The sequence below is a fragment of the Streptomyces subrutilus genome (genome assembly GCF_008704535.1).
Classification (GTDB): domain Bacteria; phylum Actinomycetota; class Actinomycetes; order Streptomycetales; family Streptomycetaceae; genus Streptomyces; species Streptomyces subrutilus.
Map to the genome: position 1 here is coordinate 5,635,433 of NZ_CP023701.1, position 25,104 is coordinate 5,660,536.

The 25,104-nt window shown below is 71.8% G+C and carries 20 protein-coding genes; 14 read left to right on the forward strand and 6 right to left on the reverse strand.

The window, feature by feature from the left end:
• The first annotated feature begins 88 nt into the window (after nucleotides 1–88).
• From uvrC to pgi, 11 genes are all read left to right on the forward strand, one after another.
• Nucleotides 89–2,095: an excinuclease ABC subunit UvrC gene (uvrC, locus tag CP968_RS24955; RefSeq protein WP_150520131.1), complete on the forward strand. Its 2,007-nt coding sequence runs from the start codon at nucleotides 89–91 to the stop codon at nucleotides 2,093–2,095.
• Nucleotides 2,092–3,039 (forward strand): RNase adapter RapZ, encoded by a 948-nt coding sequence (gene rapZ, locus CP968_RS24960; protein WP_030720410.1) that lies wholly within the window; start codon nucleotides 2,092–2,094, stop codon nucleotides 3,037–3,039. Before uvrC ends, rapZ begins: the two co-directional genes overlap by 4 nt.
• The gene (locus tag CP968_RS24965; protein WP_150520132.1) at nucleotides 3,036–4,094 is read left to right on the forward strand and encodes a gluconeogenesis factor YvcK family protein; all 1,059 of its coding nucleotides are present in this window, start codon (nucleotides 3,036–3,038) and stop codon (nucleotides 4,092–4,094) included. Before rapZ ends, CP968_RS24965 begins: the two co-directional genes overlap by 4 nt.
• The gene (gene whiA, locus CP968_RS24970) at nucleotides 4,085–5,080 is read left to right on the forward strand and encodes a DNA-binding protein WhiA (RefSeq protein ID WP_030009075.1); all 996 of its coding nucleotides are present in this window, start codon (nucleotides 4,085–4,087) and stop codon (nucleotides 5,078–5,080) included. Before CP968_RS24965 ends, whiA begins: the two co-directional genes overlap by 10 nt.
• A gap of 147 nt (nucleotides 5,081–5,227) precedes the next feature.
• Nucleotides 5,228–8,197, forward strand: coding sequence for a M14 family metallopeptidase (locus CP968_RS24975; protein WP_150520133.1), 2,970 nt, complete (start codon nucleotides 5,228–5,230; stop codon nucleotides 8,195–8,197).
• A 210-nt stretch (nucleotides 8,198–8,407) separates the two neighbouring features.
• The gene (gap, locus tag CP968_RS24980) at nucleotides 8,408–9,412 is read left to right on the forward strand and encodes a type I glyceraldehyde-3-phosphate dehydrogenase (RefSeq protein WP_150520134.1); all 1,005 of its coding nucleotides are present in this window, start codon (nucleotides 8,408–8,410) and stop codon (nucleotides 9,410–9,412) included.
• 149 nt (nucleotides 9,413–9,561) lie between these two features.
• Nucleotides 9,562–10,773 (forward strand): phosphoglycerate kinase, encoded by a 1,212-nt coding sequence (locus CP968_RS24985; RefSeq protein WP_150520135.1) that lies wholly within the window; start codon nucleotides 9,562–9,564, stop codon nucleotides 10,771–10,773.
• 6 nt (nucleotides 10,774–10,779) lie between these two features.
• Nucleotides 10,780–11,556, forward strand: coding sequence for a triose-phosphate isomerase (gene tpiA, locus CP968_RS24990; RefSeq protein WP_150520136.1), 777 nt, complete (start codon nucleotides 10,780–10,782; stop codon nucleotides 11,554–11,556).
• A 165-nt stretch (nucleotides 11,557–11,721) separates the two neighbouring features.
• A complete protein-coding gene (gene secG, locus CP968_RS24995; protein WP_150522109.1) occupies nucleotides 11,722–11,952 on the forward strand; it encodes a preprotein translocase subunit SecG in 231 nt (76 codons plus the stop codon).
• A gap of 227 nt (nucleotides 11,953–12,179) precedes the next feature.
• On the forward strand, nucleotides 12,180–12,467 hold the full coding sequence (locus tag CP968_RS25000; RefSeq protein ID WP_037792871.1) for an RNA polymerase-binding protein RbpA: 288 nt from the start codon (nucleotides 12,180–12,182) through the stop codon (nucleotides 12,465–12,467).
• 197 nt (nucleotides 12,468–12,664) lie between these two features.
• Nucleotides 12,665–14,341 carry a glucose-6-phosphate isomerase gene (pgi, locus tag CP968_RS25005; RefSeq protein ID WP_150522110.1) on the forward strand — a complete coding sequence of 559 codons (1,677 nt, stop codon included), beginning with the start codon at nucleotides 12,665–12,667 and terminating at the stop codon, nucleotides 14,339–14,341.
• A 70-nt stretch (nucleotides 14,342–14,411) separates the two neighbouring features.
• On the opposite strand, the gene pgl is transcribed toward pgi, so the two are convergent.
• The 5 genes from pgl to tkt all read right to left on the reverse strand — a co-directional run bounded on the left by pgl (nucleotide 14,412) and on the right by tkt (nucleotide 21,155).
• Nucleotides 14,412–15,188 carry a 6-phosphogluconolactonase gene (gene pgl, locus CP968_RS25010; protein WP_150520137.1) on the reverse strand — a complete coding sequence of 259 codons (777 nt, stop codon included), beginning with the start codon at nucleotides 15,186–15,188 and terminating at the stop codon, nucleotides 14,412–14,414.
• Between the two features lie 120 nt (nucleotides 15,189–15,308).
• The gene (opcA, locus tag CP968_RS25015; RefSeq protein WP_150520138.1) at nucleotides 15,309–16,382 is read right to left on the reverse strand and encodes a glucose-6-phosphate dehydrogenase assembly protein OpcA; all 1,074 of its coding nucleotides are present in this window, start codon (nucleotides 16,380–16,382) and stop codon (nucleotides 15,309–15,311) included.
• Nucleotides 16,379–17,911 (reverse strand): glucose-6-phosphate dehydrogenase, encoded by a 1,533-nt coding sequence (gene zwf, locus CP968_RS25020; RefSeq protein ID WP_150522111.1) that lies wholly within the window; start codon nucleotides 17,909–17,911, stop codon nucleotides 16,379–16,381. Before zwf ends, opcA begins: the two co-directional genes overlap by 4 nt.
• Nucleotides 17,912–17,913: 2 nt before the next feature.
• Entirely contained in the window at nucleotides 17,914–19,032 is a 1,119-nt protein-coding gene (gene tal, locus CP968_RS25025; protein ID WP_150520139.1) for a transaldolase, read from the reverse strand.
• 35 nt (nucleotides 19,033–19,067) lie between these two features.
• Nucleotides 19,068–21,155 (reverse strand): transketolase, encoded by a 2,088-nt coding sequence (gene tkt, locus CP968_RS25030; RefSeq protein WP_150520140.1) that lies wholly within the window; start codon nucleotides 21,153–21,155, stop codon nucleotides 19,068–19,070.
• 331 nt (nucleotides 21,156–21,486) lie between these two features.
• Here tkt and CP968_RS25035 point away from each other — a divergent pair, with 331 nt between their 5' ends.
• The 3 genes from CP968_RS25035 to CP968_RS25045 all read left to right on the forward strand — a co-directional run bounded on the left by CP968_RS25035 (nucleotide 21,487) and on the right by CP968_RS25045 (nucleotide 24,042).
• Complete coding sequence (locus tag CP968_RS25035; RefSeq protein WP_150520141.1) at nucleotides 21,487–22,428, forward strand: heme o synthase; 942 nt, start codon at nucleotides 21,487–21,489, stop codon at nucleotides 22,426–22,428.
• Nucleotides 22,429–22,452: 24 nt separating this feature from the next.
• Nucleotides 22,453–22,794, forward strand: coding sequence for a hypothetical protein (locus tag CP968_RS25040; protein ID WP_150520142.1), 342 nt, complete (start codon nucleotides 22,453–22,455; stop codon nucleotides 22,792–22,794).
• Between the two features lie 105 nt (nucleotides 22,795–22,899).
• A complete protein-coding gene (locus CP968_RS25045) occupies nucleotides 22,900–24,042 on the forward strand; it encodes an amidohydrolase family protein (RefSeq protein WP_150520143.1) in 1,143 nt (380 codons plus the stop codon).
• Nucleotides 24,043–24,111: 69 nt separating this feature from the next.
• Here CP968_RS25045 and CP968_RS25050 read toward each other — a convergent pair whose 3' ends face one another.
• On the reverse strand, nucleotides 24,112–25,101 hold the full coding sequence (locus CP968_RS25050) for a COX15/CtaA family protein (protein ID WP_189828967.1): 990 nt from the start codon (nucleotides 25,099–25,101) through the stop codon (nucleotides 24,112–24,114).
• Nucleotides 25,102–25,104: the final 3 nt, after the last annotated feature.

The window sequence follows — 25,104 nt, forward strand, 5'->3', positions numbered from 1 at the left end:
CCGACCGGCGACCCGCGCCGCCCGCGACCCCCGCCGCGGGCGGCGGGCGTACCGCGGGTTGTCGGTGCGCGCAAGTAGGGTGGACGGCATGGCCGACCCTTCCAGCTACCGCCCCAAGCCCGGACAGATCCCGGACTCCCCGGGGGTGTACAAGTTCCGCGACGAGCACCGCCGGGTGATCTACGTGGGGAAGGCCAAGAGCCTGCGCCAGCGGCTGGCCAGCTACTTCCAGGACCTCGCCGGACTGCACCCGCGCACGGCCACCATGGTCACCACGGCCGCCTCCGTCGAGTGGACCGTCGTCTCCACCGAGGTCGAGGCGCTCCAGCTGGAGTACTCCTGGATCAAGGAGTTCGACCCCCGCTTCAACGTCAAGTACCGCGACGACAAGAGCTACCCCTCCCTCGCGGTCACCCTGAACGAGGAGTACCCCCGCGTCCAGGTCATGCGCGGCCCCAAGAAGAAGGGCGTGCGCTACTTCGGCCCGTACGGGCACGCCTGGGCCATCCGCGAGACCGTCGACCTGATGCTGCGGGTCTTCCCCGTCCGCACCTGCTCCGCCGGGGTGTTCAAGCGCTCCGCGCAGATCGGCCGCCCCTGCCTCCTCGGCTACATCGGCAAGTGCTCCGCGCCCTGCGTCGGCCGGGTCACCCCGGAGGAGCACCGCGAACTCGCCGAGGACTTCTGCGACTTCATGGCCGGCCGCACCGGCACCTACCTCACCCGCCTCGAACAGCAGATGCACGAGGCCGCCGAGAACATGGAGTACGAGAAGGCCGCCCGGCTGCGCGACGACATGGGGGCGCTGCGCCGGGCCATGGAGAAGAACGCCGTCGTCCTCGCCGACGCCACCGACGCCGACCTCGTCGCGGTCGCCGAGGACGAGCTCGAAGCCGCGGTGCAGATCTTCCACGTCCGCGGCGGCCGGGTGCGCGGCCAGCGCGGCTGGGTCACCGACAAGGTCGAGGCCGTCGACACCGCCGGCCTGGTCGAGCACGCCCTCCAGCAGCTCTACGGGGAGGAGCAGGGCGAGGCCGTGCCCAAGGAGGTGCTGGTCCCGGCGCTCCCCGAGGACACCCCCGCCCTGGGCCAGTGGCTCGCCGAGCGGCGCGGGTCGCACGTCAGCCTGCGGATCCCGCAGCGCGGCGACAAGAAGGCCCTGATGGAGACCGTCCACCGCAACGCGGTGCAGTCCCTCGCCCTGCACAAGACCAAGCGCGCCAGCGACCTCACCACCCGCTCCCGCGCCCTGGAGGAGATCGCCGGGGCGCTGGAGCTGGACAGCGCACCGCTGCGCATCGAGTGCTTCGACATCTCGCACCTCCAGGGCGACGACGTGGTGGCGTCCATGGTCGTCTTCGAGGACGGGCTGGCCCGCAAGAGCGAGTACCGCCGCTTCCAGATCAAGACCTTCGAGGGGCAGGACGACGTCCGCTCCATGCACGAGGTCATCTCCCGCCGCTTCCGCCGCTACCTCCAGGAGAAGCTGAAGACGGGCGAATGGGAGCCGGAGGAGGCCGGAGAGGCCCCCGAGGACGACGGGCGCCCCAAGCGCTTCGCCTACCCGCCGCAGCTCATCGTGGTCGACGGCGGCCGGCCGCAGGTCGCCGCAGCCAAGCGGGCCCTGGAGGAGCTCGGGATCGACGACGTCGCCGTCTGCGGCCTGGCCAAGCGGCTGGAGGAGGTCTGGCTGCCCGGCGAGGACGACCCCGTCGTCCTGCCCCGCACCAGCGAGGGCCTCTACCTGCTCCAGCGGGTGCGCGACGAGGCCCACCGGTTCGCCATCCAGTACCAGCGCAGCAAGCGCGGCAAGCGCCTGAAGGCCGGACCGCTGGACGAGGTGCCCGGCCTCGGCGAGAGCCGCAGGCAGGCCCTGGTCAAACACTTCGGTTCGGTGAAAAAGCTGAGACAGGCGACAATCGACCAGATCTGCGAGGTCCCGGGCATAGGCCGCAAGACGGCCGAGACGGTGGCCGCGGCCCTCGCCGGGGCGGTTCCCGCCGGTCCCGCGGTCAACACGGCCACAGGAGAGATCATTGAGGACGAGACCCCCGCACCCGCGGGAGCATCGTCCGAACGGGGGACCGCGCCATGACCGAGCACGAGACCACGCACGACCGAGACGGAGCACAGGTGAGTACGGGCACGACAGTGGAGCCCGGTGAGACCGCCGAGGCGGCCATCCCCGAGCTGGTGATCATCTCCGGCATGTCCGGGGCCGGCCGCAGTACGGCCGCCAAGTGTCTGGAGGACCTCGGCTGGTTCGTCGTCGACAACCTCCCGCCGGCGCTGATCCCCACCATGGTGGAGCTCGGCGCCCGCTCCCAGGGCAACGTGGCGCGCATCGCCGTCGTCGTCGACGTGCGCGGCCGCCAGTTCTTCGACGCCCTGCGCGAATCCCTCGCCGACCTCGACAGCAAGGGCGTCACCCGGCGCATCGTCTTCCTGGAGTCCTCCGACGACGCCCTGGTCCGCCGCTTCGAGTCGGTCCGCCGCCCGCACCCCCTGCAGGGCGACGGGCGCATCACCGACGGCATCGCCGCCGAGCGCGACCTGCTGCGCGAGCTGCGCGGGGACGCCGACCTGGTGATCGACACCTCCAGCCTGAACGTGCACGAACTGCGCGCCAAGATGGACGCCCAGTTCGCCGGCGACGAGGAGCCCGAGCTGCGGGCCACCGTCATGTCCTTCGGCTACAAGTACGGCCTGCCCGTCGACGCCGACCTCGTCGTCGACTGCCGCTTCATCCCCAACCCGCACTGGGTCCCGGAGCTGCGCCCCTTCACCGGGCTCAACGAGGAGGTCTCGGGCTACGTCTTCAGCCAGCCCGGGGCCAAGGAGTTCCTGGACCGCTACACCGAGCTGCTCCAGCTCATCGCCACCGGCTACCGCCGCGAGGGCAAGCGCTACGTGACCATCGCGGTCGGCTGCACGGGCGGCAAGCACCGCAGCGTGGCCATGTCCGAGAAGCTCGCCGCCCGCCTCGCCTCCGAGGGAGTCGAGACCGTCGTCGTGCACCGGGACATGGGGCGCGAGTGACCCCACGGACCCCCCGGCTCAGCCGCCTGCGCCGCCTCACCCCGGGACGGGGCGAGGACGGCGCGGGCCGCCGCGCCGGCCGACGGCGCGGCGCCACCCCCAAGGTGGTCGCGCTCGGCGGCGGCCAGGGCCTCTCGGCCTCCCTCGCCGCACTGCGCCGGATCACCGGCGACCTCACCGCCGTGGTCACCGTCGCCGACGACGGCGGCTCCAGTGGCCGGCTCCGGGAGGAGCTCGGCGTCCTGCCCCCCGGCGACCTGCGCAAGGCCCTGGCCGCGCTCTGCGGCGACGACGACTGGGGCCAGACCTGGGCGCGGGTCATCCAGCACCGCTTCCAGTCCCAGGGCGACCTGCACGGGCACGCCGTCGGCAACCTGCTGATCGTCGCCCTGTGGGAGCAGCTCGGGGACCCGGTGCAGGCCCTGGACCTCGTGGGCCGGCTGCTCGGCGCCCACGGCCGGGTGCTGCCGATGTCGGCGGTCCCGCTGGAGCTCCAGGCGCTGGTCAAGGGCCACGACCCGGACCGCCCCGAGGACGTGGACACCGTCCGCGGACAGGCCACGGTGGCCCTGACCCCGGGCGAGGTGCTCTCCGTCCAGGTCGTGCCGAGCGACCCGCCGGCCGTCCCGGAGGCCGTCGCGGCCGTCCTGGACGCCGACTGGGTGGTGCTCGGCCCCGGGTCCTGGTTCTCCTCGGTGATCCCGCACCTGCTGGTGCCGGAACTGCTCGACGCGCTCGTCCAGACGAAGGCCCGGCGGGTGCTGTCGCTGAACCTCGCGCCGCAGCCCGGCGAAACCGAGGGCTTCTCTCCGCAGCGTCATTTGGAGGTTTTGGCCCGACACGCCCCTAAACTCGCCCTGGACGTGGTGCTGGCCGACGAGGCCGCCGTGCCCGACCGCGAGTCCCTCTCCGATGCCGCGAAGCGGTTCGGTGCCGCGGTCGAGCTGGCGCCGGTGGCCAGGCAGGACGGCTCTCCGAAGCACGATCCGGAGCTGCTGGCCGCCGCGTACGACCGTATTTTTCGGATGCATGGAAGGATCGGCCCATGGCGATGACGCCTGCGGTGAAGGACGAGATCTCTCGTCTGCCCGTCACCCGGACCTGCTGCAGGAAGGCCGAGGTCTCGGCGATCCTCCGGTTCGCCGGTGGCCTGCACCTGGTGAGCGGCCGCATCGTCATCGAGGCGGAGCTGGACACCGGCATCGCCGCCCGAAGACTGCGCAAGGACATCCTGGAGATCTTCGGGCACTCCTCCGACCTCGTGGTCATGGCCCCCGGCGGCCTGCGCCGCGGCAGCCGCTACGTGGTCCGGGTCGTCGCCGGGGGTGACCAGCTCGCCCGCCAGACGGGCCTCGTGGACGGCCGCGGCCGCCCGATCAGGGGCCTGCCGCCCCAGGTGGTCTCCGGGGCCACCTGCGACGCCGAGGCGGCCTGGCGCGGCGCCTTCCTGGCCCACGGCTCGCTCACCGAACCCGGCCGGTCCTCCTCGCTGGAGGTCACCTGCCCCGGCCCGGAGGCCGCCCTGGCCCTGGTCGGAGCCGCCCGCCGGCTCTCCATCGCCGCCAAGGCCCGCGAGGTGCGCGGGGTGGACCGCGTCGTGGTCCGCGACGGCGACGCGATCGGCGCGCTGCTGACCCGGCTCGGCGCCCACGAGTCGGTGCTCGCCTGGGAGGAGCGGCGGATGCGGCGCGAGGTGCGCGCCACCGCCAACCGCCTGGCCAACTTCGACGACGCCAACCTGCGCCGTTCGGCGCGGGCCGCGGTGGCCGCCGGCGCCCGCGTGCAGCGGGCGCTGGAGATCCTGGGCGAGGAGGTCCCCGAGCACCTCGCCGCGGCCGGCCGGCTGCGCATGGAGCACAAGCAGGCCTCGCTGGAGGAGCTGGGCGCGCTCGCCGACCCGCCGCTGACCAAGGACGCCGTCGCGGGCCGGATCCGGCGCCTGCTGGCCATGGCCGACAAGCGCGCCCAGGACCTCGGCATCCCGGGCACGGAGTCGAACCTGGACCTCAGCGAGGAGATGGCCGACAACATGGCCGGATAGCCCGCCGCCCCGCCGCACGTACGGCGGAGGGACCCGTGCGCCACCGCGCACGGGTCCCTTTGCCGTAGGCCCCATTGACATGAGCATGGGCCGGTCTTGAGTCTGTCGTCCGAACGCTTTGGTGGCAGACGACGCCCAGGGGGGCACATGAGGCACCGCGCGAGATCGATCCTCGCCGCAAGCGCACTCGTCTTCGCAAGCACGCTCGCCGCACTACCCGCGGCGGCCCAGGCCCAGCCCGCCGCCGGCGCCGGTTCCGGCTCCCCACCCGCCGCCGACGAGGTGCGGGTCTACGACGCCGACATCACCCGCGAGCAGGTCCCGCTGGTCCTCGCCGCGGGCCAGGACGCCCACGAGCTCTCCGAGCGCGCCCCGGAGACCGGCACCGCCTCCGTCGAGCTGTTCCTCACCGCCGGCCAGGCCGGGCAGCTCGCGGCCGCCGGCGTCAAGCTCGCCGAGCGCACGGTGTCCGCCGACCGGTCGGCCCGGGCGGCCGCCGGGGACGGCGTCTTCCGCCCGTACAGCGGCAAGGGCGGCCTCCAGGAGGAGATCCTGCGGACCGCGCGGGAGCACCCCGGCCTCACCAAGGTCGTCTCCATCGGCAAGACCGTCCGGGGCAAGGACATCCTCGCCCTCAAGGTCAGCAAGGACGCCAAGAAGACCAGGGACGGCGCCAAGCCCTCCGTGCTCTACATGTCCAACCAGCACGCCCGCGAGTGGATCACCCCGGAGATGACCCGGCGGCTGATGCACCGGACGCTCGACACCTACGGCAAGGACCCCCGCACCACCAGGCTGGTCGACTCCAGCGAGCTGTGGTTCCTGCTCTCCGCCAACCCCGACGGGTACGACTACACCTTCGCCCCCGACGGCGACCGGCTGTGGCGCAAGAACCTGCGCGACAACAACGGCGACGGCAGGATCACGGCGGGCGACGGGGTCGACCTCAACCGCAACTTCGCCTACAAGTGGGGCTACGACAACGAGGGCTCCTCGCCCAACCAGGCCGGCGAGACCTACCGCGGCCCCAAGGCCTCCTCCGAGCCGGAGACCGAGGCCCTCGACCGCTTCGAGAAGCGCATCGGCTTCGAGTACGCCGTCAACTACCACTCCGCCGCCGAACTGCTGCTCTACGGCGTCGGCTGGCAGGTGGCCACCCCCACCCCCGACGACGTCGCCTACAAGGCGCTCGCCGGCACCCCGGAGAACCCCGCGGTCCCCGGCTACTACCCGCAGGTCTCCTCCGAGCTCTACACCACCAACGGCGAGGCCGACGGGCACGCCTCCAACGTCAACGGCGTCATGATGTTCACGCCGGAGATGACCACCTGCCAGACGGCCTCCGCGAGCGACCCGAACGACCGCTGGAAGCCCGAGGACTGCGCCTCCGGCTTCAACTTCCCGGACGACGAGAAACTGATCCAGGCCGAGTTCGCCAAGAACGTCGCCTTCGCCCTCGCCGTCGGCGAGAGCGCCGCCCACCCCGACCGCCCGTCCTCCCCGGTCGGGCTCAGCGCCGCCGACTTCACCACGGACCCCTTCACCACCTCCTACGCGGCCCGCGGCGAGGACCAGAGCGTCTCCGTCACGGCCCGCAGGTCGCTGCGCGACAAGGAGCTGAACTTCCGGATCAACGGTGGTCGCACGCACGACGAGGACCTCAAGGCCTGGAAGGGCGGAGAGGTCTACGGCGGCGAGGACAACAACTGGTTCGACGAGTACCGGGCCGAGGTCGGCGGCGCCCGGCCCGGCGACAGGGTCGAGGTCTGGTTCACCGGCCGCGACGGCTCCGGCAAGCGGGTCTCCAGCGAGCACTTCACCTACACCGTGGCCGAGCGGCCGCGCGCCGACGTGCTCGTCATCGCCGAGGAGGGCGCCCCGGCCCAGCACGCCCGGACGTACGTGGACGCCCTGCGCGCCAACGGCAGGTCCGCCGCCGTCTGGGACGTCGCCACCCAGGGCGCCCCGCACCACCTCGGGGTGCTCTCCCACTTCCGCACGGCCGTCCACTACACGGGGGCCAAGACGCCCGGCGGCGACACCCAGCTCGCCGTCCGGGACTTCCTCAACGAGGGCGGCAAGCTGATCGAGGCCGGTGAGCTGGCCGGCGGCAACGCCCAGGTCGGCCGCGCCGTGACCAACGACTTCAGCCAGTACTGGCTCGGCGCCTACGGCCGCACCGCCACGCCCGGAGCCACCGGCTTCACCGGTGCGGGCGCCCTCGCCGGCGCCCGGGGCGGCCTCGGCGACGCCGCGGGCAACCCGCTGAACGCCCCCGGCTCCTACACCGTGACCTCCGAGACCCTCGCTCCGGCGCAGTTCCCGCAGTTCAAGAGCGTGCAGGCGGGCCGGTTCGACGGCGTGGCCAATCCGTACGCCCCGTACGCGGGCAGCGGCATGGCATCGGCCCTGCACACCGACGACGACTGGAAGCGGCTCACCCGCACCGTCGACCTCACCGGCGTCACCGCGGCCGACGCACCGCAGCTGAAGCTCGCGCTGAACTGGAACACCGAGGAGGGCTACGACCACGCCGTCCTGGAGGCCCACACGGCCGGCGCCGACGACTGGACCACCCTGCCCGACACGGGCGGCCTCAGCAGCGCCGCCGTTCCCGAGGAGTGCGCGGCCGGGTTCTTCGTGAACGACCACCCCTTCCTGCGCCGCTACCTCACGCTGGACTCCGGCGGCTGCACCGCACAGGGCACCAGCGGGTCGTGGAACAGCTTCACCGGGTCCTCCGGCGGCTGGAAGCAGGTCTCCTTCGACCTGAGCGCCTACGCGGGCAGGCAGGTCGAGCTCTCCCTCTCCTACGTCACCGACCCGGGCTCGGGCGGCCGCGGCGTCTTCGCGGACCAGGCCCGGCTGTCCGTCGGCGGCGCCGACCGGGACGTCGAGGGCTTCGAGACCTCCCTCGGGGCCTGGAGCGCGCAGGGCGCCCCTGCCGGAAGCCCCGATGTTCCGGGCGATTGGTCCCGGTCGGGAGAGCTCTTCCGGTCCTACGCGGCGGTGACTACGCGTGACACCGTCCTCCTCGGCTTCGGCCTGGAGCACCTGCCGGCGGCGGCGGACCGCTCCGTACTCGTCGGTAAGGCGCTACGCACACTGAACCGCTGACCAGCAACCCCGGCCCGCCTTCACCCTGAGTGACCGGGGCCAAGGTCCCGGGGCCCCCTTGCCAGCACTGCCGGTACCGGGCCCCGGGGCGTGTCAGGCCCCCTCCGATGTCACTCAAAAGCTCACAGAGAGGTAGGGTCGTAAGCGGTCGGGGACATCCCATACAGCTCGCCGGCGGACAGGCCGGCGCACCAACGAGGAGATCGGTTCGTGACGATCCGCGTAGGCATCAACGGTTTTGGCCGAATTGGCCGCAACTACTTCCGGGCGCTCCTGGAGCAGGGAGCGGACATCGAGATCGTCGGTGTCAACGACCTGACTGACAACGCGACCCTGGTGCACCTGCTCAAGTACGACACCATCCTGGGCCGCCTCAAGGCCGAGGTCTCCCACACCGCCGACACCATCACGGTCGGTGGCAACACCTTCAAGACCTTCGCCGAGCGCGACCCCGCGAACCTCCCCTGGGGCGAGCTGGGCGCGGACATCGTGATCGAGTCCACCGGCATCTTCACCAAGAAGGCCGACGCCGCCAAGCACATCGCGGCGGGCGCGAAGAAGGTCCTCATCTCGGCTCCGGCCAAGGACGAGGACATCACCATCGTGATGGGCGTCAACCAGGACAAGTACGACGCGGCCAACCACCACGTCATCTCCAACGCCTCCTGCACCACCAACTGCGTGGCGCCGATGGCCAAGGTCCTCCTGGAGAACTTCGGCATCGTCAAGGGCATGATGACGACGGTCCACGCGTACACGAACGACCAGCGCATCCTGGACTTCCCGCACTCGGACCTGCGCCGCGCCCGCGCCGCAGCGGAGAACATCATCCCGACCACCACCGGTGCCGCCAAGGCCACCGCGCTGGTCATCCCGGAGCTCGCCGGCAAGCTCGACGGCATCGCGATGCGCGTCCCGGTCCCGACCGGTTCCGTGACCGACCTCGTCATCGAGCTGGAGCGCGAGGTCACCCGGGACGAGGTGAACGCGGCGTTCCAGAAGGCGGCCGAGGGCCAGCTCAAGGGCATCCTCGACTACACCGAGGACGCGATCGTCTCCTCCGACATCGTGAACTGGCCGGCGTCCTGCACCTTCGACTCCTCCCTGACCATGGTCCAGGGCAAGAGCGTCAAGGTCATCGGCTGGTACGACAACGAGTGGGGCTACTCCAACCGCCTCGTCGACCTGACCGTCTTCGTCGGCGGCCAGCTCTAAGGTCCCCAAGGTTTCAGGGCAAGGCACCACGATGTAGGCACAGGGCTCGGGCAGCGCGATGAGGCGCTGGACGGGCCCTGTGGCTTGCCTCGTCCCTCTCGCCCCGCACGGCAAACGGGCCCTGCGTGGGGAAAAAGGAGCAGAAACACATGAAGACGATCGACGAACTTCTCGCCGAGGGCGTCGCCGGCAAGCGGGTCTTCGTCCGGGCGGACCTCAACGTCCCGCTCGCCGACGGCAAGATCACCGACGACGGCCGCATCCGCGCCGTGCAGCCGACCATCGCCAAGCTGGCCGAGGCCGGCGCCCGCGTGATCGTCGCCTCGCACCTGGGCCGCCCGAAGGGCGCCCCGGACCCGGCCTTCTCGCTCGCCCCGGCCGCCGCGCGCCTCGGCGAGCTCCTCGGCACGGACGTCGCGTTCGCCACCGACACCGTCGGCGCCTCCGCCAAGGAGACCGTCGCCGCCCTCGCCGACGGCCGGGTCGCCGTCATCGAGAACCTGCGCTTCAACGCCGGTGAGACCGCGAAGGACGACGCCGAGCGCGGCGCCTTCGCCGACCAGCTCGCGGAGCTCGCCGACGTCTACGTCGGCGACGGCTTCGGCGCTGTCCACCGCAAGCACGCCTCGGTCTTCGACCTGCCCGCGCGCCTCCCGCACGCGGCCGGGTACCTCATCGCCACCGAGATCGGCGTCCTGAAGAAGCTGACCGACGAGGTCAAGCGCCCCTACGTCGTCATCCTCGGCGGCGCGAAGGTCTCCGACAAGCTGGCCGTCATCGACCAGCTGCTCGGCAAGGCCGACCGCCTCCTCATCGGCGGCGGCATGGCCTACACCTTCCTCTACGCCAAGGGCCACGAGGTCGGCATCTCCCTGCTCCAGAAGGACCAGGTGGACGTCGTCAAGGAATACATGGAGCGCGCCGAGAAGAACGGCGTCGAGCTGGTCCTGCCGGTCGACATCCTCGCCTCCACGGAGTTCCCCGACCTCAAGGGCAAGACCCCGGCGGACTTCGTCACCGTCGACGCGGACAAGATCCCCGCCGACCAGGAGGGCCTGGACATCGGCCCCCGGACCCGCGAGCTCTACGCGTCGAAGATCGCCGACGCCGAGACCGTGTTCTGGAACGGTCCCCTGGGCGTCTTCGAGCACCCCGACTACGCCGGCGGCACCCGCGCCATCGCGCAGGCCCTCGTCGACAGCGACGCGTTCACCGTGGTCGGCGGCGGCGACTCCGCCGCGGCCGTGCGCACGCTCGGCTTCGACGAGAACGCTTTCGGCCACATTTCCACCGGCGGCGGCGCCTCCCTCGAATACCTCGAGGGCAAGACGCTCCCCGGTATCGCCGCACTGGAGGTCTGAACCCGTATGACCACGCGCACCCCGCTGATGGCGGGCAACTGGAAGATGAACCTCAACCACCTTGAGGCCATCGCGCACGTCCAGAAGCTCTCCTTCGCGCTCGCCGACAAGGACTACGACGCCGTCGAGGTCGCGGTCCTGCCGCCCTTCGTCGATCTCCGCTCGGTCCAGACCCTGGTCGACGGCGACAAGCTGAAGATCAAGTACGGCGCCCAGGACATCTCGGCGCACGACTCCGGCGCCTACACCGGCGAGATCTCCGGCTCGATGCTGGCGAAGCTGAAGTGCACGTACGTGGCCGTCGGCCACAGCGAGCGCCGCCAGTACCACGGCGAGGACGACGCGACCTGCAACGCCAAGGTCAAGGCCGCCTACCGCCACGGGCTCACCCCGATCCTGTGCGTCGGCGAGGGCCTCGACGTCCGCAAGGCCGGCGAGCAGGTCCCGTACACGCTGGCCCAGCTCGACGGCGGCCTCGCGGACGTCCCGGCCGAGCAGGTCGAGTCCATCGTGATCGCGTACGAGCCCGTCTGGGCGATCGGGACCGGCGAGGTCGCCACGCCCGAGGACGCGCAGGAGGTCTGCGGGGCCATCCGCGGCCGCCTCGCGGAGCTCTACTCCCAGGAGCTGGCCGACACGGTCCGCATCCAGTACGGCGGCTCGGTCAAGTCCGGCAACATCGCGGCGATCATGGCCCAGCCCGACGTCGACGGCGCCCTGATCGGCGGCGCGGCGCTGGACGCGGACGAGTTCGTGAAGATCGTCCGCTTCCGCGACCAGTAGCACCCGCTCCGCGGCCACCGCGTCGCGGACGGTGAGTATGCGGTAGGGCGGATCCGTCGTACCCTTGCGGGGGCCAGGAGGCTGAACCACCAGCCACTGGCCCCCGCGCACCTTTCGGCGGACCGGAAAGTCAGAAAAGCCAGAAAGTAGGAATCAGCCGTGATTATGGGGTTCTCGATCGCCCTGATCGTCTTCAGCGCCCTGCTGATGCTGCTCGTGCTGATGCACAAGGGCAAGGGCGGCGGCCTTTCCGACATGTTCGGCGGCGGCATGCAGTCGTCGGTCGGCGGTTCCTCCGTCGCCGAGCGCAACCTCGACCGCATCACCGTGGTCGTCGGTCTGCTCTGGTTCGCGTGCATCATGGCGCTCGGTCTCCTGATGAAGTCGAGCAGCTGACCGTTCTGGCCATTCGGGCAGTCCGGTCGGCTCCGCCCGGCCTATCATGAGGTCCGGCGTCCAGCCCGGAACGAGTAACTCCGTTCACTGGACGCGCGTTGGGCCTTACGTAGACCTGGGCGCTCGCGGCGGACATTCCCCTCTCGCTCCGCGGCACCATCACGCAGGGAGTTACGACCGTGGCAAGTGGCAACGCGATCCGTGGTAGCCGGGTCGGAGCGGGGCCGATGGGCGAGGCCGAGCGCGGCGAGTCCGCGCCCCGTCTGCGCATCTCCTTCTGGTGCTCGAACGGGCACGAGACGCAGCCCAGCTTCGCCAGTGACGCGCAGGTTCCGGACACCTGGGACTGCCCGCGCTGCGGGTTCCCGGCCGGGCAGGACCGGGACAGCCCTCCCGCCCCGCCCCGCACCGAGCCGTACAAGACGCACCTGGCGTACGTCCGGGAGCGGCGCACGGACGCCGACGGCGAGGCGATCCTCGCCGAGGCGCTCGCGAAGCTGCGCGGCGAGATCTAGGTCCGGCGCGGCCGCCGAGCACGGCCCGTCCCACGCGTTTTCGGGGCCCGGTGGCACAGGAGCACCCTCCTGTGCCACCGGGCCCCTCCGCGTCGCCGCCCACGCCGAAGGCGCCTGTCCGACGTACCGGCCGCCCATCCCTTAGGTTGGAGATCGGCGGGGTACGACAGGACGGAAGAAACGGGTTGATGGCCGAGATGAACGCACAGCAGGGCACCGCGTCGGACGAGGGGCGCACCAAGCTCACCCGGACGCCCGAGTGGCTGGCCCTGGCCAAGCACCGGGAGCAGTTCGGCCGGACGCACCTGCGGCGGCTGTTCGAGGAGGATCCGGGCCGCGGCACCGGCTACACCCTGCGCGCCGGCGACCTGCACGTCGACTACTCCAAGCACCTCGTCACCGACGAGACGCTGGCCCTGCTGCGCGAGCTGGCCTCGGCGACCGGCGTGGCCGCGCTGCGCGAGGCGATGTTCAACGGCGAGAAGATCAACACCACCGAGGGCCGCGCGGTCCTGCACACCGCCCTGCGCGCGCCCCGGGACGCCGTCGTCGAGGTGGACGGGGAGAACGTCGTCCCCGCCGTCCACGAGGTGCTCGACAAGATGGCCGCCTTCGCCGACCAGGTCAGGTCGGGGGAGTGGACCGGCTTCACCGGCGCACGCATCCGCAACGTCGTCAACATCGGCATCGGCGGCTCCGACCTCGGCCCGGCCATGGCCTACGAGGCCCTGCGAGCCTTCTCCGACCGCGATCTGACGCTGCGTTTCGTCTCCAACGTCGACGGCGCCGACCTGCACGAGGCCGTGCGGGACCTGGACCCGGCCGAGACGCTGTTCATCATCGCCTCCAAGACCTTCACCACCATCGAGACCATCACCAACGCGACCTCGGCGCGCGGCTGGCTGCTCGACGGCCTGGGCGGCGACCAGGCCGCCGTGGCACGGCACTTCGTGGCGCTGTCCACCAACGCCGAGAAGGTCACCGACTTCGGCATCGACCCGGCCAACATGTTCGAGTTCTGGGACTGGGTGGGCGGGCGCTACTCCTTCGACTCGGCCATCGGGCTCTCCCTGATGATCGCGATCGGCCCGGACGCCTTCCGCGAGCTCCTCGGCGGCTTCGAGGCCATGGACACGCACTTCCGCACGGCGCCCCCCGAGGAGAACGTGCCGCTGCTGCTGGGCCTGCTGGGCGTCTGGTACATCGGCTTCTTCGACGCGCAGTCGCACGCGGTGCTGCCGTACAGCCACTACCTCTCGCGCTTCACCGCCTACCTCCAGCAGCTGGACATGGAGTCAAACGGCAAGTCCGTGGACCGCGACGGGCAGCCGGTGGAGTGGCAGACCGGCCCGGTGGTGTGGGGCACCCCCGGCACCAACGGCCAGCACGCCTACTACCAGCTCATCCACCAGGGGACGCGGGTCATCCCCGCGGACTTCATCGGCTTCGCCAACCCGCTGCCCGAGCTGCCGCCGCGCCTCGCCGCCCAGCACGACCTGCTGATGGCCAACTTCTTCGCGCAGACGCAGGCCCTGGCCTTCGGCAAGACGGCCGACGAGGTACGCGCCGAGGGCACCCCGGAGGAGCTCGTCCCGCACAAGACCTTCCGCGGCAACCACCCCACGACCACCGTCCTGGCCGCCGACCTCACCCCGGCGGTGCTCGGACAGCTCATCGCGCTGTACGAGCACAAGGTGTTCGTCCAGGGCGCCGTGTGGAACATCGACTCCTTCGACCAGTGGGGCGTGGAGCTCGGCAAGGTCCTCGCCAAGCGCATCGAGCCCGCCCTGACCGAGGGCGCGGACGTACCGGGCCTGGACCCCTCCACCACGGCCCTGGTGGCCACCTACCGCAGGCTGCGCGGCCGCGGCTGACGCCGGCCCGTCGTACGACGGAGCGCCCCGCACCTCGAAGGTGCGGGGCGCTCCGTCGTCGCGGGTGCGGTCAGGACCGCGGGTACATCCCGGCGGGCAGGCCGGACGCGGCCGCGCGGTCCAGGAGCCACAGGGTGCGCGAGCGGCCGTACGCCTCCGCGGCCGGGGCCTGCACCCCGCCGGCGCCGCCGAGCGCGAGGGAGACCGCCCCGGCCTTGTCCTCGCCGGCGGCCAGCAGCCAGACCTCGCGCGCCGCGCGGATCGCGGGCAGGGTGAGGGAGATGCGGGTCGGCGGGGGCTTCGGGGCGCCGTGCACGCCGACCACCGTGCGCTCGCTCTCGCGGGTGGCCGGGTGCTCCGGGAACAGCGAGGCCACGTGGGTGTCCGGCCCCACGCCCAGCATCAGCACGTCGAAGCGGGGAACCGGTCCGTGGTCCTCCGGAGCGGCCGCCGCGGCCAGCTCCGCCGCGTACGCGGCCGCCGCCGCGTCCACGTCCGCCCCGTACGGTCCGTCCGAGGCGGGCATGACGTGCACGCGGGCGGGGTCCACCGGCACCGAGTCCAGCAGGGCCGCGCGGGCCTGGGTGTGGTTGCGCTCGGGGTCGTCGGCGGGGACGTAGCGCTCGTCGCCCCACCACAGGTCCAGCCGGCGCCAGTCGACCGCGTCCCGGGCCGGGGCGGTGGCCAGGGCCGCGAGCAGGCCGTTGCCGTTGCGGCCGCCGGTCAGGACCACCGAGGCACTGCCGCGGGCCGCCTGCGCGTCCACGATCCTGGTGATGAGCCGGGCCGCCGTGGCCTCGGCCATCAGCTCCTTGTCCCGGTGGACGACGACCTGGGGAGTCGTCATACCCATGGTGGTGCCGCCTTGTCGGTAGGTCGGTAGGTCGGGGTGGTGCGCCGGGGCGCGGACGCGGGTCCGCAGCGCGGGGCCGGACCCGGTGGGGTCCGGCCCCGCGCTGCGGATGCGCTACTTGGCCGCGGCCTTCTTGGCCGGCTTGGACGCCGGCTTCGCCGCGGGCTTGTCGTCCGCGGCCGGGGCGGCGGACTTCGCCGGAGCCGCCTTGGCCTGGGCGGCCTGCGCGGTCCGGGCGGGCGCCGGGGAGCCGGAGCCCTGGGAGGCCTCCAGCTTGGCCACGCCGAACTTCAGCGCGGACTCGAACGTGTTGTCCGGGTCCAGCCGGCGCAGCTCCTCCGCCAGCAGCTCGGCCGTGTCGCGGCGCTTGAGCGCCACCGCACGGTCGGGCTGCCCCGGCATCGACAGCGTGGCCAGCGCGCCGTCCGCCCGGTCCAGGACGATGTCGCCGTCCTGGGTGACCAGGTGCACGGCCGTCAGCCCCGGGCCGTCCGACAGGGTCCGCTTGACGGGGACCCCCAGCCGGTCCGCCAGCCACATGGCCAGCAGCTCGCAGCTCGGGTTGTCGTCCTCGCCCTCGACGACCGCGGAGTCCACCGACAGGGTCTGCTGGTCCAGCGCCGCCGCCAGCATGGAGCGCCACGGGGTGATCCGGGTCCACGACAGGTCCGTGTCCCCGAGCGCGTACGCCGTGCTCCGATCGGCCAGGGCGGCGATCGGGTTCTCGCAGGAGTACGTGTCCGTGATGCGGCGCTGCGCCAGCGCGCCCAGCGGGTCGCCCGCCAGGTCGTTCGGCGCGCCCTCGGGCCACCAGACCACCACGGGGGCGTCCGGCAGCAGCAGCGGGAGGACCACCGACTGGGCGTGGTCGACCAGTTCGCCGTGGAGCCGCAGCACGACCGTCTCGCCGGAGCCGGAGTCCGCGCCGACGCGGATCTCCGCGTCGAGACGGGCGTCGCGCCGGCTGCGCGGCGAGCGGCTGACCCGCTTGATGACGACGATGATCCGCGAGGGGTGCTCGTGGGAGGCGTCGCTCGCCGACTTGAGCGCGTCGTACGCGTTCTCCTCGTCGGTCACGATCACCAGGGTGAGGACCATGCCGATGGCAGGCGTGCCGATGTCCCGGCGTGCCTGCACCATCGCTGCATTGATCTTGCTGGAGTTGGTCTCCGTCAGGTCGATCTTCATGGCCGGCGCCAGCTCCGTCCGTCTCGTGCGAGCATCTCGTCCGCCTCGACCGGGCCCCAGGTGCCCGCCGGGTACTGCGCGGGCTTGCCGTGCTTGTCCCAGTACTGCTCGATCGGGTCGAGGATGTTCCAGGACAGCTCGACCTCCTGGTGGCGCGGGAAGAGGTTCGCGTCGCCGAGGAGCACGTCGAGGATGAGCCGCTCGTACGCCTCGGGGCTCGACTCCGTGAAGGACTCGCCGTAGGCGAAGTCCATCGTGACGTCCCGGACCTCCATGGAGGTGCCCGGAACCTTGGAGCCGAAGCGCACCGTCACGCCCTCGTCCGGCTGGACCCGGATGACCAGGGCGTTCTGCCCCAGCTCCTCGGTCGCGCCCGACTCGAAGGGCAGGTACGGGGCCCGCTTGAAGACCACGGCGATCTCGGTCACCCGGCGGCCCAGGCGCTTGCCCGTCCGCAGGTAGAACGGCACGCCCGCCCAGCGGCGGTTGTTGATCTCCAGGCGGATGGCCGCGTAGGTGTCGGTCTTCGACTTGGGGTCGATGCCGTCCTCTTCGAGGTACCCGACGACCTTCTCGCCGCCCTGCCACGCCGCCGAGTACTGGCCGCGCACGGTGTGCTTGCCCAGGTCCTCGGGGAGCTCCACGGCGGTGAGCACCTTGAGCTTCTCGGCCACCAGCGCCTTCGGGTGGAAGGTGCCGGGCTCCTCCATCGCGGTGAGCGCCAGCAGCTGGAGCAGGTGGTTCTGGATGACGTCACGGGCGGCGCCGATGCCGTCGTAGTACCCGGCCCGGCCGCCGATGCCGATGTCCTCGGCCATGGTGATCTGCACGTGGTCGACGTACGACCGGTTCCAGATCGGCTCGAACATGGTGTTGGCGAAGCGGAGCGCCAGGATGTTCTGGACGGTCTCCTTGCCGAGGTAGTGGTCGATCCGGAAGACCTCGTTCGGCGGGAAGACGTCGTGCACGAGCTGGTTCAGCTCCTGCGCGCTCTTCAGGTCGTGGCCGAACGGCTTCTCGATGACGGCGCGGCGCCAGGAGCCCTCCTTCTGGTCCGCCAGCCCGTGCTTCTTGAGCTGGGCGACGACCTTGGGGAAGAACTTCGGCGGGACCGACAGGTAGAAGGCGAAATTGCCCCCCGTGCCCTGCGCCTTGTCCAGCTCCTCGATCGTCGACTTCAGCGTCTCGAACGCCTGGTCGTCGTCGAAGTCGCCCTGGACGAAGCGGCAGCCCTGCACCAGCTGCTGCCAGACCTCTTCGCGGAAGGGGGTGCGCGCGTGCTGCTTGACCGCGTCGTGCACCTCCTGGGCGAAGTCCTCGTCCTGCCATTCGCGACGGGCGAACCCGATCAGCGAGAAACCCGGCGGGAGCAGACCCCGGTTGGCCAGGTCGTAGACGGCAGGCATCAGCTTCTTGCGCGACAGGTCACCCGTAACGCCGAAAATGACCAGGCCGGACGGCCCCGCGATGCGCGGGAGCCGCCGGTCCTGTGCGTCACGAAGCGGGTTCGCTCCGTTTACCGACAAAATACTCAGTCCTCCGCGGGGGCAAGGCGGACGAGTTCCGCCTCGGTCGACTTCAGAAGGTCGTTCCAGGACGCCGCGAACTTCTCGACGCCCTCGTCTTCGAGCAGCTGGACGACATCGTCGTACGAGATGCCCAGCTTCGCGACCGCGTCGAGGTCGGCACGGGCCTGGACGTAGGTCCCGCGCACCGTGTCGCCGGTGATCCGGCCGTGGTCCGCGGTGGCCTCCAGCGTGGCCTCCGGCATGGTGTTCACCGTGTTCGGGGCGACCAGGTCGTCCACGTACAGGGTGTCCTTGTACGCCGGGTCCTTGACGCCCGTCGACGCCCACAGCGGGCGCTGCTTGTTGGCGCCGACGCGCTCCAGTGCGGCCCAGCGGTCCGAGGAGAAGACCTCCTCGTACGCCTCGTAGGCCAGCCGGGCGTTGGCGAGCGCCGCCTTGCCCTTGAGGGCCTTCGCCTCGTCGGTGCCGACGGCGTCCAGGCGCTTGTCGATCTCGGAGTCCACGCGGGACACGAAGAAGGAGGCGACCGAGTGGACGAGGGACAGGTCCAGGCCGGCGGCCTTGGCCTTCTCCAGACCCGCCAGGTACGCGTCCATGACCTCGCGGTAGCGCTCCAGCGAGAAGATCAGCGTCACGTTGACGCTGATGCCCCGGCCGATGACCTCGGTGATCGCCGGCAGGCCGGCCTTGGTCGCCGGGATCTTGATGAGCGTGTTCGGGCGGTCCACCAGCCAGGCCAGCTGCTTGGCCTCGGCGACGGTCGCCGCGGTGTCGTGGGCCAGACGGGGGTCGACCTCGATCGACACCCGGCCGTCCTGGCCGTCGGTGCGGTCGTAGACCGGGCGCAGGATGTCGGCGGCGTCGCGGACGTCCGCCGTCGTGATCATGCGCAGGGCCTCCTCCACGGTGACCCTGCGGGTCGCGAGGTCGCCGAGCTGCTGCTCGTAGCCCTCACCGCTGCTGATGGCCTTCTGGAAGATCGCCGGGTTGGTGGTGACACCGACGACGTGCGACTGGTCGATGAGCTCGGCCAGGTTGCCGGACGTGATGCGCTTGCGGGACAGGTCGTCCAGCCAGATCGCCACGCCCTCGTCGGAGAGGCGCTTGAGTGCGTCTGTCATGGGGATTGCATCTCCTACTTGTTCGTGTACGGGCGTCAGCGCGCGGCGGCGGCCAGCGATTCCCGGGCGGCGGCGGTCACGGCCTCGGGCGTGAAGCCGAACTCGCGGAACAGCACCTTCGCGTCGGCCGAGGCACCGAAGTGCTCCAGCGAGACGATCCGGCCGGCGTCGCCGACGTAGCGGTGCCAGGTCAGGCCGATGCCGGCCTCGACCGCGACGCGCGCCCGGACGGAGGGCGGCAGGACGCCGTCCCGGTACGCCTGGTCCTGCTCCTCGAACCACTCGACGGACGGCATCGAGACCACGCGGGTCGGAACGCCCTCGGCCTGCAGCGCCTCGCGGGCGGCGACGGCGAGCTGGACCTCGGAACCGGTGCCGATCAGGATGACCTGCGGGGCGCCGCCCTCGGCCTCGGCGAGCACGTACCCGCCCTTGGCGGCGTCCTCGTTGCGCTCGTAGGTGGGCACGCCCTGGCGGGTGAGCGCCAGACCGTGCGGGGCGCCCTTGCCGTAGACCTTGGTGTGGCGGCGCATGATCTCGCGCCAGGCGACGACGGTCTCGTTCGCGTCGGCCGGGCGGACCAGGTTCAGGCCCGGGATGGCGCGCAGCGAGGCCAGGTGCTCGACCGGCTGGTGGGTCGGGCCGTCCTCGCCGAGGCCGACGGAGTCGTGCGTCCACACGTAGGTGACCGGCACGTGCATCAGCGCGGAGAGGCGGACGGCGTTGCGCATGTAGTCGGAGAACACCAGGAAGGTGCCGCCGTAGATGCGGGTGTGGCCGTGCAGCGCGATGCCGTTCATGGACGCGGCCATGGCGTGCTCGCGGATGCCGAAGTGCACGGTACGGCCGTACGGGTCGGCCTCCGGCAGCGGGTTGCCCACCGGAAGGAACGAGGAGTCCTTGTCGATGGTGGTGTTGTTCGAGCCGGCCAGGTCGGCCGAGCCGCCCCACAGCTCGGGGACGATCGCGCCGAGGGCCTGGAGCACCTTGCCGGAGGCGGCGCGGGTGGCGACGTCCTTGCCGGTCTCGAAGACGGGGAGGACGTCCTCCCAGCCCGCGGGCAGCTCGTTGGCGTTGATGCGGTCGAACTCGGCGGCGCGCTCCGGGTTGGCGGTGCGCCAGGCGGAGAAGTCCTTCTCCCAGGCGGCCTTGGCCTCGCGGCCGCGGTCCAGGGCCTTGCGGGTGTGGGCGAGCACCTCGTCGGAGACGACGAAGGACTTCTCCGGGTCGAAGCCGAGGACGCGCTTGGTCGCCGCGACCTCGTCCGCGCCGAGCGCCGAGCCGTGCGCGGCCTCGGTGCCCTGGGCGTCCGGGGCCGGCCAGGCGATGATCGAGCGGGCGGCGATGAAGGACGGCCGGCCGGTCTCGGCCTTGGCGGCCCGCAGCGCGGCGAACAGGGCCTTCGGGTCGAGGTCGCCGTCCTCCTGCTGCTCGACGCGCTGGACGTGCCAGCCGTACGCCTCGTAGCGCTTGAGGGTGTCCTCCGAGACGGCCGTCTCGGTGTCGCCCTCGATGGAGATGTGGTTGTCGTCCCACAGCAGCACCAGGTTGCCGAGCTTCTGGTGGCCGGCCAGTGCGGACGCCTCGTGGGAGATGCCCTCCTGGAGGCAGCCGTCGCCCGCGATGGCGTAGATCATGTGGTCGAACGGGGAGGTGCCCTCGGGGGCCTGCGGGTCGAACAGGCCGCGCTCGTAGCGGGCGGCCATGGCCATGCCCACCGCGTTGGCGATGCCCTGGCCCAGCGGGCCGGTGGTGGTCTCGACGCCCTTGGTGTGCCCGTACTCCGGGTGGCCGGGGGTCTTGGAGCCCCAGGTGCGGAAGGCTTCGAGGTCCGACAGCTCAAGACCGAAGCCGGCCAGGTAGAGCTGGGTGTACAGGGTGAGGGACGTGTGCCCCGCGGAGAGCACGAAGCGGTCGCGGCCGACCCAGTCGGGGTCCGCCGGGTCGTGCCGCATCACCTTCTGGAAAAGGGTGTACGCGGCGGGGGCCAGGCTCATCGCCGTACCGGGGTGGCCGTTTCCGACCTTCTGTACCGCGTCAGCGGCCAGGATGCGGGCGGTGTCGACGGCCCGCTGGTCCAGTTCGGTCCACTCGAGCTCTGTGGTGGTCGGCTTGGTGCTCACCGTTTGTCAGGGCTCCTCTCCACATGTCTGTTCCCGGTGACGAACGGTGCACCGGCGCGATTCCGAGCCTACCCCCGCCACGGCGTGCAGCTATTCGAGTGCCGCAGGTCGGTCACCACGTCGGCGGCCTCCGTTCACCTGCGCGCCCGGGGGACGGTCGGCTTCCACTCCGTCCCGTATGCCCGGTCCGATCGGCCCAACACGAACCGACCCCCGCGCAAGGCGACGTAAGTGCAACGTCTAGAGTGGCGTGGTACGCGCAAGCCTTTACCGGACCCTCATGTTCCCTGGTCCGCGTCGGAGCTTGCTGGATTCTCTGTCAGGGGTGTGCGTGACGGCCGTCGAATCCCGTCCAGCGGGGGTGCTCGGGACGAGCCCCGGTCATCGCCCGTTCGGGGCCCGGGCCATGGCTTTCGTGGCACTGACCAAGCCGCGGATCATCGAGCTTCTGCTCATCACGACCGTGCCGGTGATGTTCCTTGCCGAGCAGGGCGTGCCGTCGCTGTGGCTGGTCCTCGCGACCTGCTTCGGCGGCTATCTGTCCGCGGGCGGCGCGAACGCGCTGAACATGTACATCGACCGCGACATCGACGCGCTGATGGACCGCACCGCGCAGCGCCCGCTGGTGACCGGCATGGTCTCGCCGCGCGAGTGCCTGGTCTTCGGCATCGCGCTCGGAGTGGCCTCCACGCTCTTCTTCGGCCTGCTGATCAACTGGCTGTCGGCCGCGCTGGCGCTCGGCGCGCTCCTCTTCTACGTCGTCGTCTACACGATGCTGCTCAAGCGGCGCACCTCCCAGAACATCGTCTGGGGCGGCATCGCGGGCTGCATGCCGGTGCTCATCGGCTGGTCGGCGGTCAAGAACGAGGTCTCCTGGGCCGCGGTCATCCTCTTCCTCGTCATCTTCTTCTGGACGCCGCCGCACTACTGGCCGCTGTCGATGAAGGTCAAGGACGACTACGCGCGGGTCGGCGTGCCGATGCTGCCGGTGGTGGCCGGCAACCGGGTCGTGGCCCGTCAGATCGTCCTCTACAGCTGGGTGATGGTGGCGGTCTCGCTGCTCCTCACCCCCCTGGGGTACACCGGCTGGTTCTACACGGCCGTCGCGCTGGTCGCGGGCGGCTGGTGGCTGTGGGAGGCGCACGCGCTGCACGCACGGGCGAAGTCCGGGGTGACCGGGCCGAAGCTCAAGGAGATGCGGCTGTTCCACTGGTCCATCACCTACGTGTCGCTGCTGTTCGTCGCCGTGGCCGTGGATCCCTTCCTCCGTTGATTACTCACCGGTAGCATGCCGTCCATGGCAGACACCGCGCAGACCGCAGACAAGAAGCAGGACCGCACGGCGGCGAAGCTGGCCAAGCAGATCGGCGCGTTCGCCGGGCGGCACGGCGGCGCCGAGGGCCACCTCGCCCACATCGGGCAGGCCGGTACCCGCATCGTGCTCGTGGCCGCCGACGGCGAGTGGGGCGACCTGGTCGCCCCGACCTTCGAGGCGGCCCGGCTGGCGGCCGAGAAGGCCGGGCTGACCCTCCACGAGGAGTTCGACGGGGAGTTCGCGGCCAAGGTCCGGACCGGCCCGTACGAGTGGACGCGCATGGCCGGCATCCAGCTCGGCGGACCCGCGAACCCGGCGGTCTGACCCGCCGGTCCGCTCTCGGTCAACAGCGCGAGCAACACCTCACACCCCGCTCACCCGTTAGGACGTGTGGAAGCCGCTTCCTCACGTCCGCAACGGGATGCCCGGATGATCGAAACGCCGCCCCTGGTGGACCAGTACTGCCAGGGAGTACTCCGTACGGAGCTGGGCCTGGGCACCTTCGAGGCCCGGCTGGTCCCCTCCGCCGGCCCGCCCGCCGCGGGCACCACCTTCTTCGACACGCAGGCCGGCTTCGCCGTGCGCCGCTGGTGCCCGCCCCTGCTGGGGCTGGAGCCGCACTGCGCCCCCGCCCGCTACCTGGCCCGGCGGCGCGAGCTGGGGGCGGCGGAGGCGGCGCGGCGGCTGCTGCGGGGGTCGGGGGTCGCCGCCTACCTGCTGGACACCGGGGCCGCCGGGGACCTCACCGGGCCCGAGGAGCTGGCGGTCGCCGGGGAGGCCGAGGCGTTCGAGGCCGTGCGGCTGGAGCTGCTCGCCGAGCACGTCGCGGACACCTCCGGGACCGCGGCCGCCTTCCTCGGGCACCTCGCCGAGGCCGTCCACCAGTCCGCGGCCGGGGCCGCCGCCTTCACCTGCGGGACCGCCGCCCCGGCCGCGGCCCCCTCGCTCGGCGCCGTCCTGGCCTTCGCGCCGGGGCCGCCGGGCCGCGGCGAGGTGGCCGGGGCCGCGGGCCGCTGGCTGGCCCGGCGGGCCCGGGGGGAGGCCGTACGGGACCCGGTGCTGCTGCGGCACCTGCTGTGGAGCGCGGTGGACTCGGGGCTGCCGGTGCAGCTGCACGCGGCGGGGGGCCTCGACGGGCCGGGGCAGCGGCCGGACCGGGGCGACCCCGGGCTGTTCACGGAGTTCGTCCGGGCCACCGCCGGGCTGGGTACGCGGCTGGTGCTGCTCGGGGGGTACCCGTACCACCGGCAGGCCGCGCAGCTGGCGGCGGCCTTCCCGCACGCGTACGCCGACGTCGGCGCGGTGGTGGGGCGCAGCGGGGCCCGGGCGGCGGCGGTGCTGGCGGAACTGCTGGAGCTGGCGCCGTTCGGGAAGCTGTTGTTCTCCAGCGGCGGCGGGGGGCTGCCCGAGCTGCATGCGGTGGGCGCCCTGGCGTTCCGCGAGGCGCTGGGCCGGGTGCTGGGGGGCTGGGTGGCCGAGGGCGCCTGGTCCCGGCGGGACGCGGACCGGGTGGCCGCCATGATCGCCGGGGGCAACGCGCGGCGTGTGTACCGCCTGGACGGCCGCCCTTAGCGGCCGGTCCGGCGGCTGCGGGCGGGTCGCGGGGGCCGGGCGGGTCCGGCGCGCCCGGACCCGTTCCGGTCAGACGGCGGAGAGCTGCGGGTCGCCCTGGGCCGGGACGCCGGCCTGCGCGGCGGGCCGCTCGCGCAGGCTCAGCGCGACCCGGAGCACCGAGATCCAGACCAGGCAGGAGCCGAGCATGTGCACGCCGACGAGCACCTCGGGCAGGTCGGTGAAGAACTGCACGTAGCCGATGGCGCCCTGGGCGAGCAGCACGACCAGCAGGTCGCGGGCGCGGGCCCGGGTGTCGGCGGGGGCGTCGACCACGCGCAGCACCAGCCACATGGCGAGGGCGAGCGCGCACACCACCCAGGCGGCGACGGCGTGCACGTGGGCGGTGGTGGCCCAGTCGAACGGCATCCGGTGGATGTCGCTGCTGTCGCCGGCGTGCGGGCCGGAGCCGGTGACCACCGTGCCGGCCGCGATCAGGACCAGGGTGGTGGCGATCAGCGCCCAGGACAGCTTGCGGACCGGGGCGGGCACCCGCGGCCGGGGGGCGGTGTCGCCCTCGGCGGTGCGCTGCCAGGTCACCGTGGTGACCGTGATCAGCGAGGTGGCGAGCAGGAAGTGCCCCGCCACGCTGTACGGGTTGAGGCCGGTCATGACGGTGATGCCGCCGAGGACCGCGTTGCCCATCACGAGGGCGAACTGGAGCCAGCCGAGCCTCGTCAGCGAGCGCCGCCACGGCTTGGCCGAGCGGGCGGCGATGATGGCCCAGCCGACCGCCGCGCAGAGCACGTAGGTCAGCATGCGGTTGCCGAACTCGATGGCTCCGTGGAAGCCCTGGGCCGGTGTCGCGATCAGGCTGTCGTCGGTGCACTTGGGCCAGGTGTCGCAGCCGAGTCCCGATCCGGTCAGCCGCACCGCGCCGCCGGTGACGACGATGGCCACGCTCATGAGGAGGGCGGCGAACGCGGCCCGCCGGACGGTCCGGGGCGACGGGGTCCAGCGGCTGGCGATGTAAGCGAGGGGGGTCAACACGGCTCCTATCGTAGGCGGAGCCTTGTGCAAAGT

Coding starts and splice junctions, on each gene's coding strand:
- pgi (WP_150522110.1), top strand. CDS start 12,665: ATGAACGCACAGCAGGGCACCGCGTCGGACGAGGGGCGCACCAAGCTC.
- pgl (WP_150520137.1), bottom strand. CDS start 15,188: ATGACGACTCCCCAGGTCGTCGTCCACCGGGACAAGGAGCTGATGGCC.
- tal (WP_150520139.1), bottom strand. CDS start 19,032: ATGACAGACGCACTCAAGCGCCTCTCCGACGAGGGCGTGGCGATCTGG.
- whiA (WP_030009075.1), top strand. CDS start 4,085: ATGGCGATGACGCCTGCGGTGAAGGACGAGATCTCTCGTCTGCCCGTC.
- CP968_RS25045 (WP_150520143.1), top strand. CDS start 22,900: ATGATCGAAACGCCGCCCCTGGTGGACCAGTACTGCCAGGGAGTACTC.
- secG (WP_150522109.1), top strand. CDS start 11,722: ATGGGGTTCTCGATCGCCCTGATCGTCTTCAGCGCCCTGCTGATGCTG.
- opcA (WP_150520138.1), bottom strand. CDS start 16,382: ATGAAGATCGACCTGACGGAGACCAACTCCAGCAAGATCAATGCAGCG.
- uvrC (WP_150520131.1), top strand. CDS start 89: ATGGCCGACCCTTCCAGCTACCGCCCCAAGCCCGGACAGATCCCGGAC.
- CP968_RS24985 (WP_150520135.1), top strand. CDS start 9,562: ATGAAGACGATCGACGAACTTCTCGCCGAGGGCGTCGCCGGCAAGCGG.
- rapZ (WP_030720410.1), top strand. CDS start 2,092: ATGACCGAGCACGAGACCACGCACGACCGAGACGGAGCACAGGTGAGT.
- CP968_RS25040 (WP_150520142.1), top strand. CDS start 22,453: ATGGCAGACACCGCGCAGACCGCAGACAAGAAGCAGGACCGCACGGCG.
- CP968_RS25000 (WP_037792871.1), top strand. CDS start 12,180: ATGGGCGAGGCCGAGCGCGGCGAGTCCGCGCCCCGTCTGCGCATCTCC.
- tpiA (WP_150520136.1), top strand. CDS start 10,780: ATGACCACGCGCACCCCGCTGATGGCGGGCAACTGGAAGATGAACCTC.
- CP968_RS24975 (WP_150520133.1), top strand. CDS start 5,228: ATGAGGCACCGCGCGAGATCGATCCTCGCCGCAAGCGCACTCGTCTTC.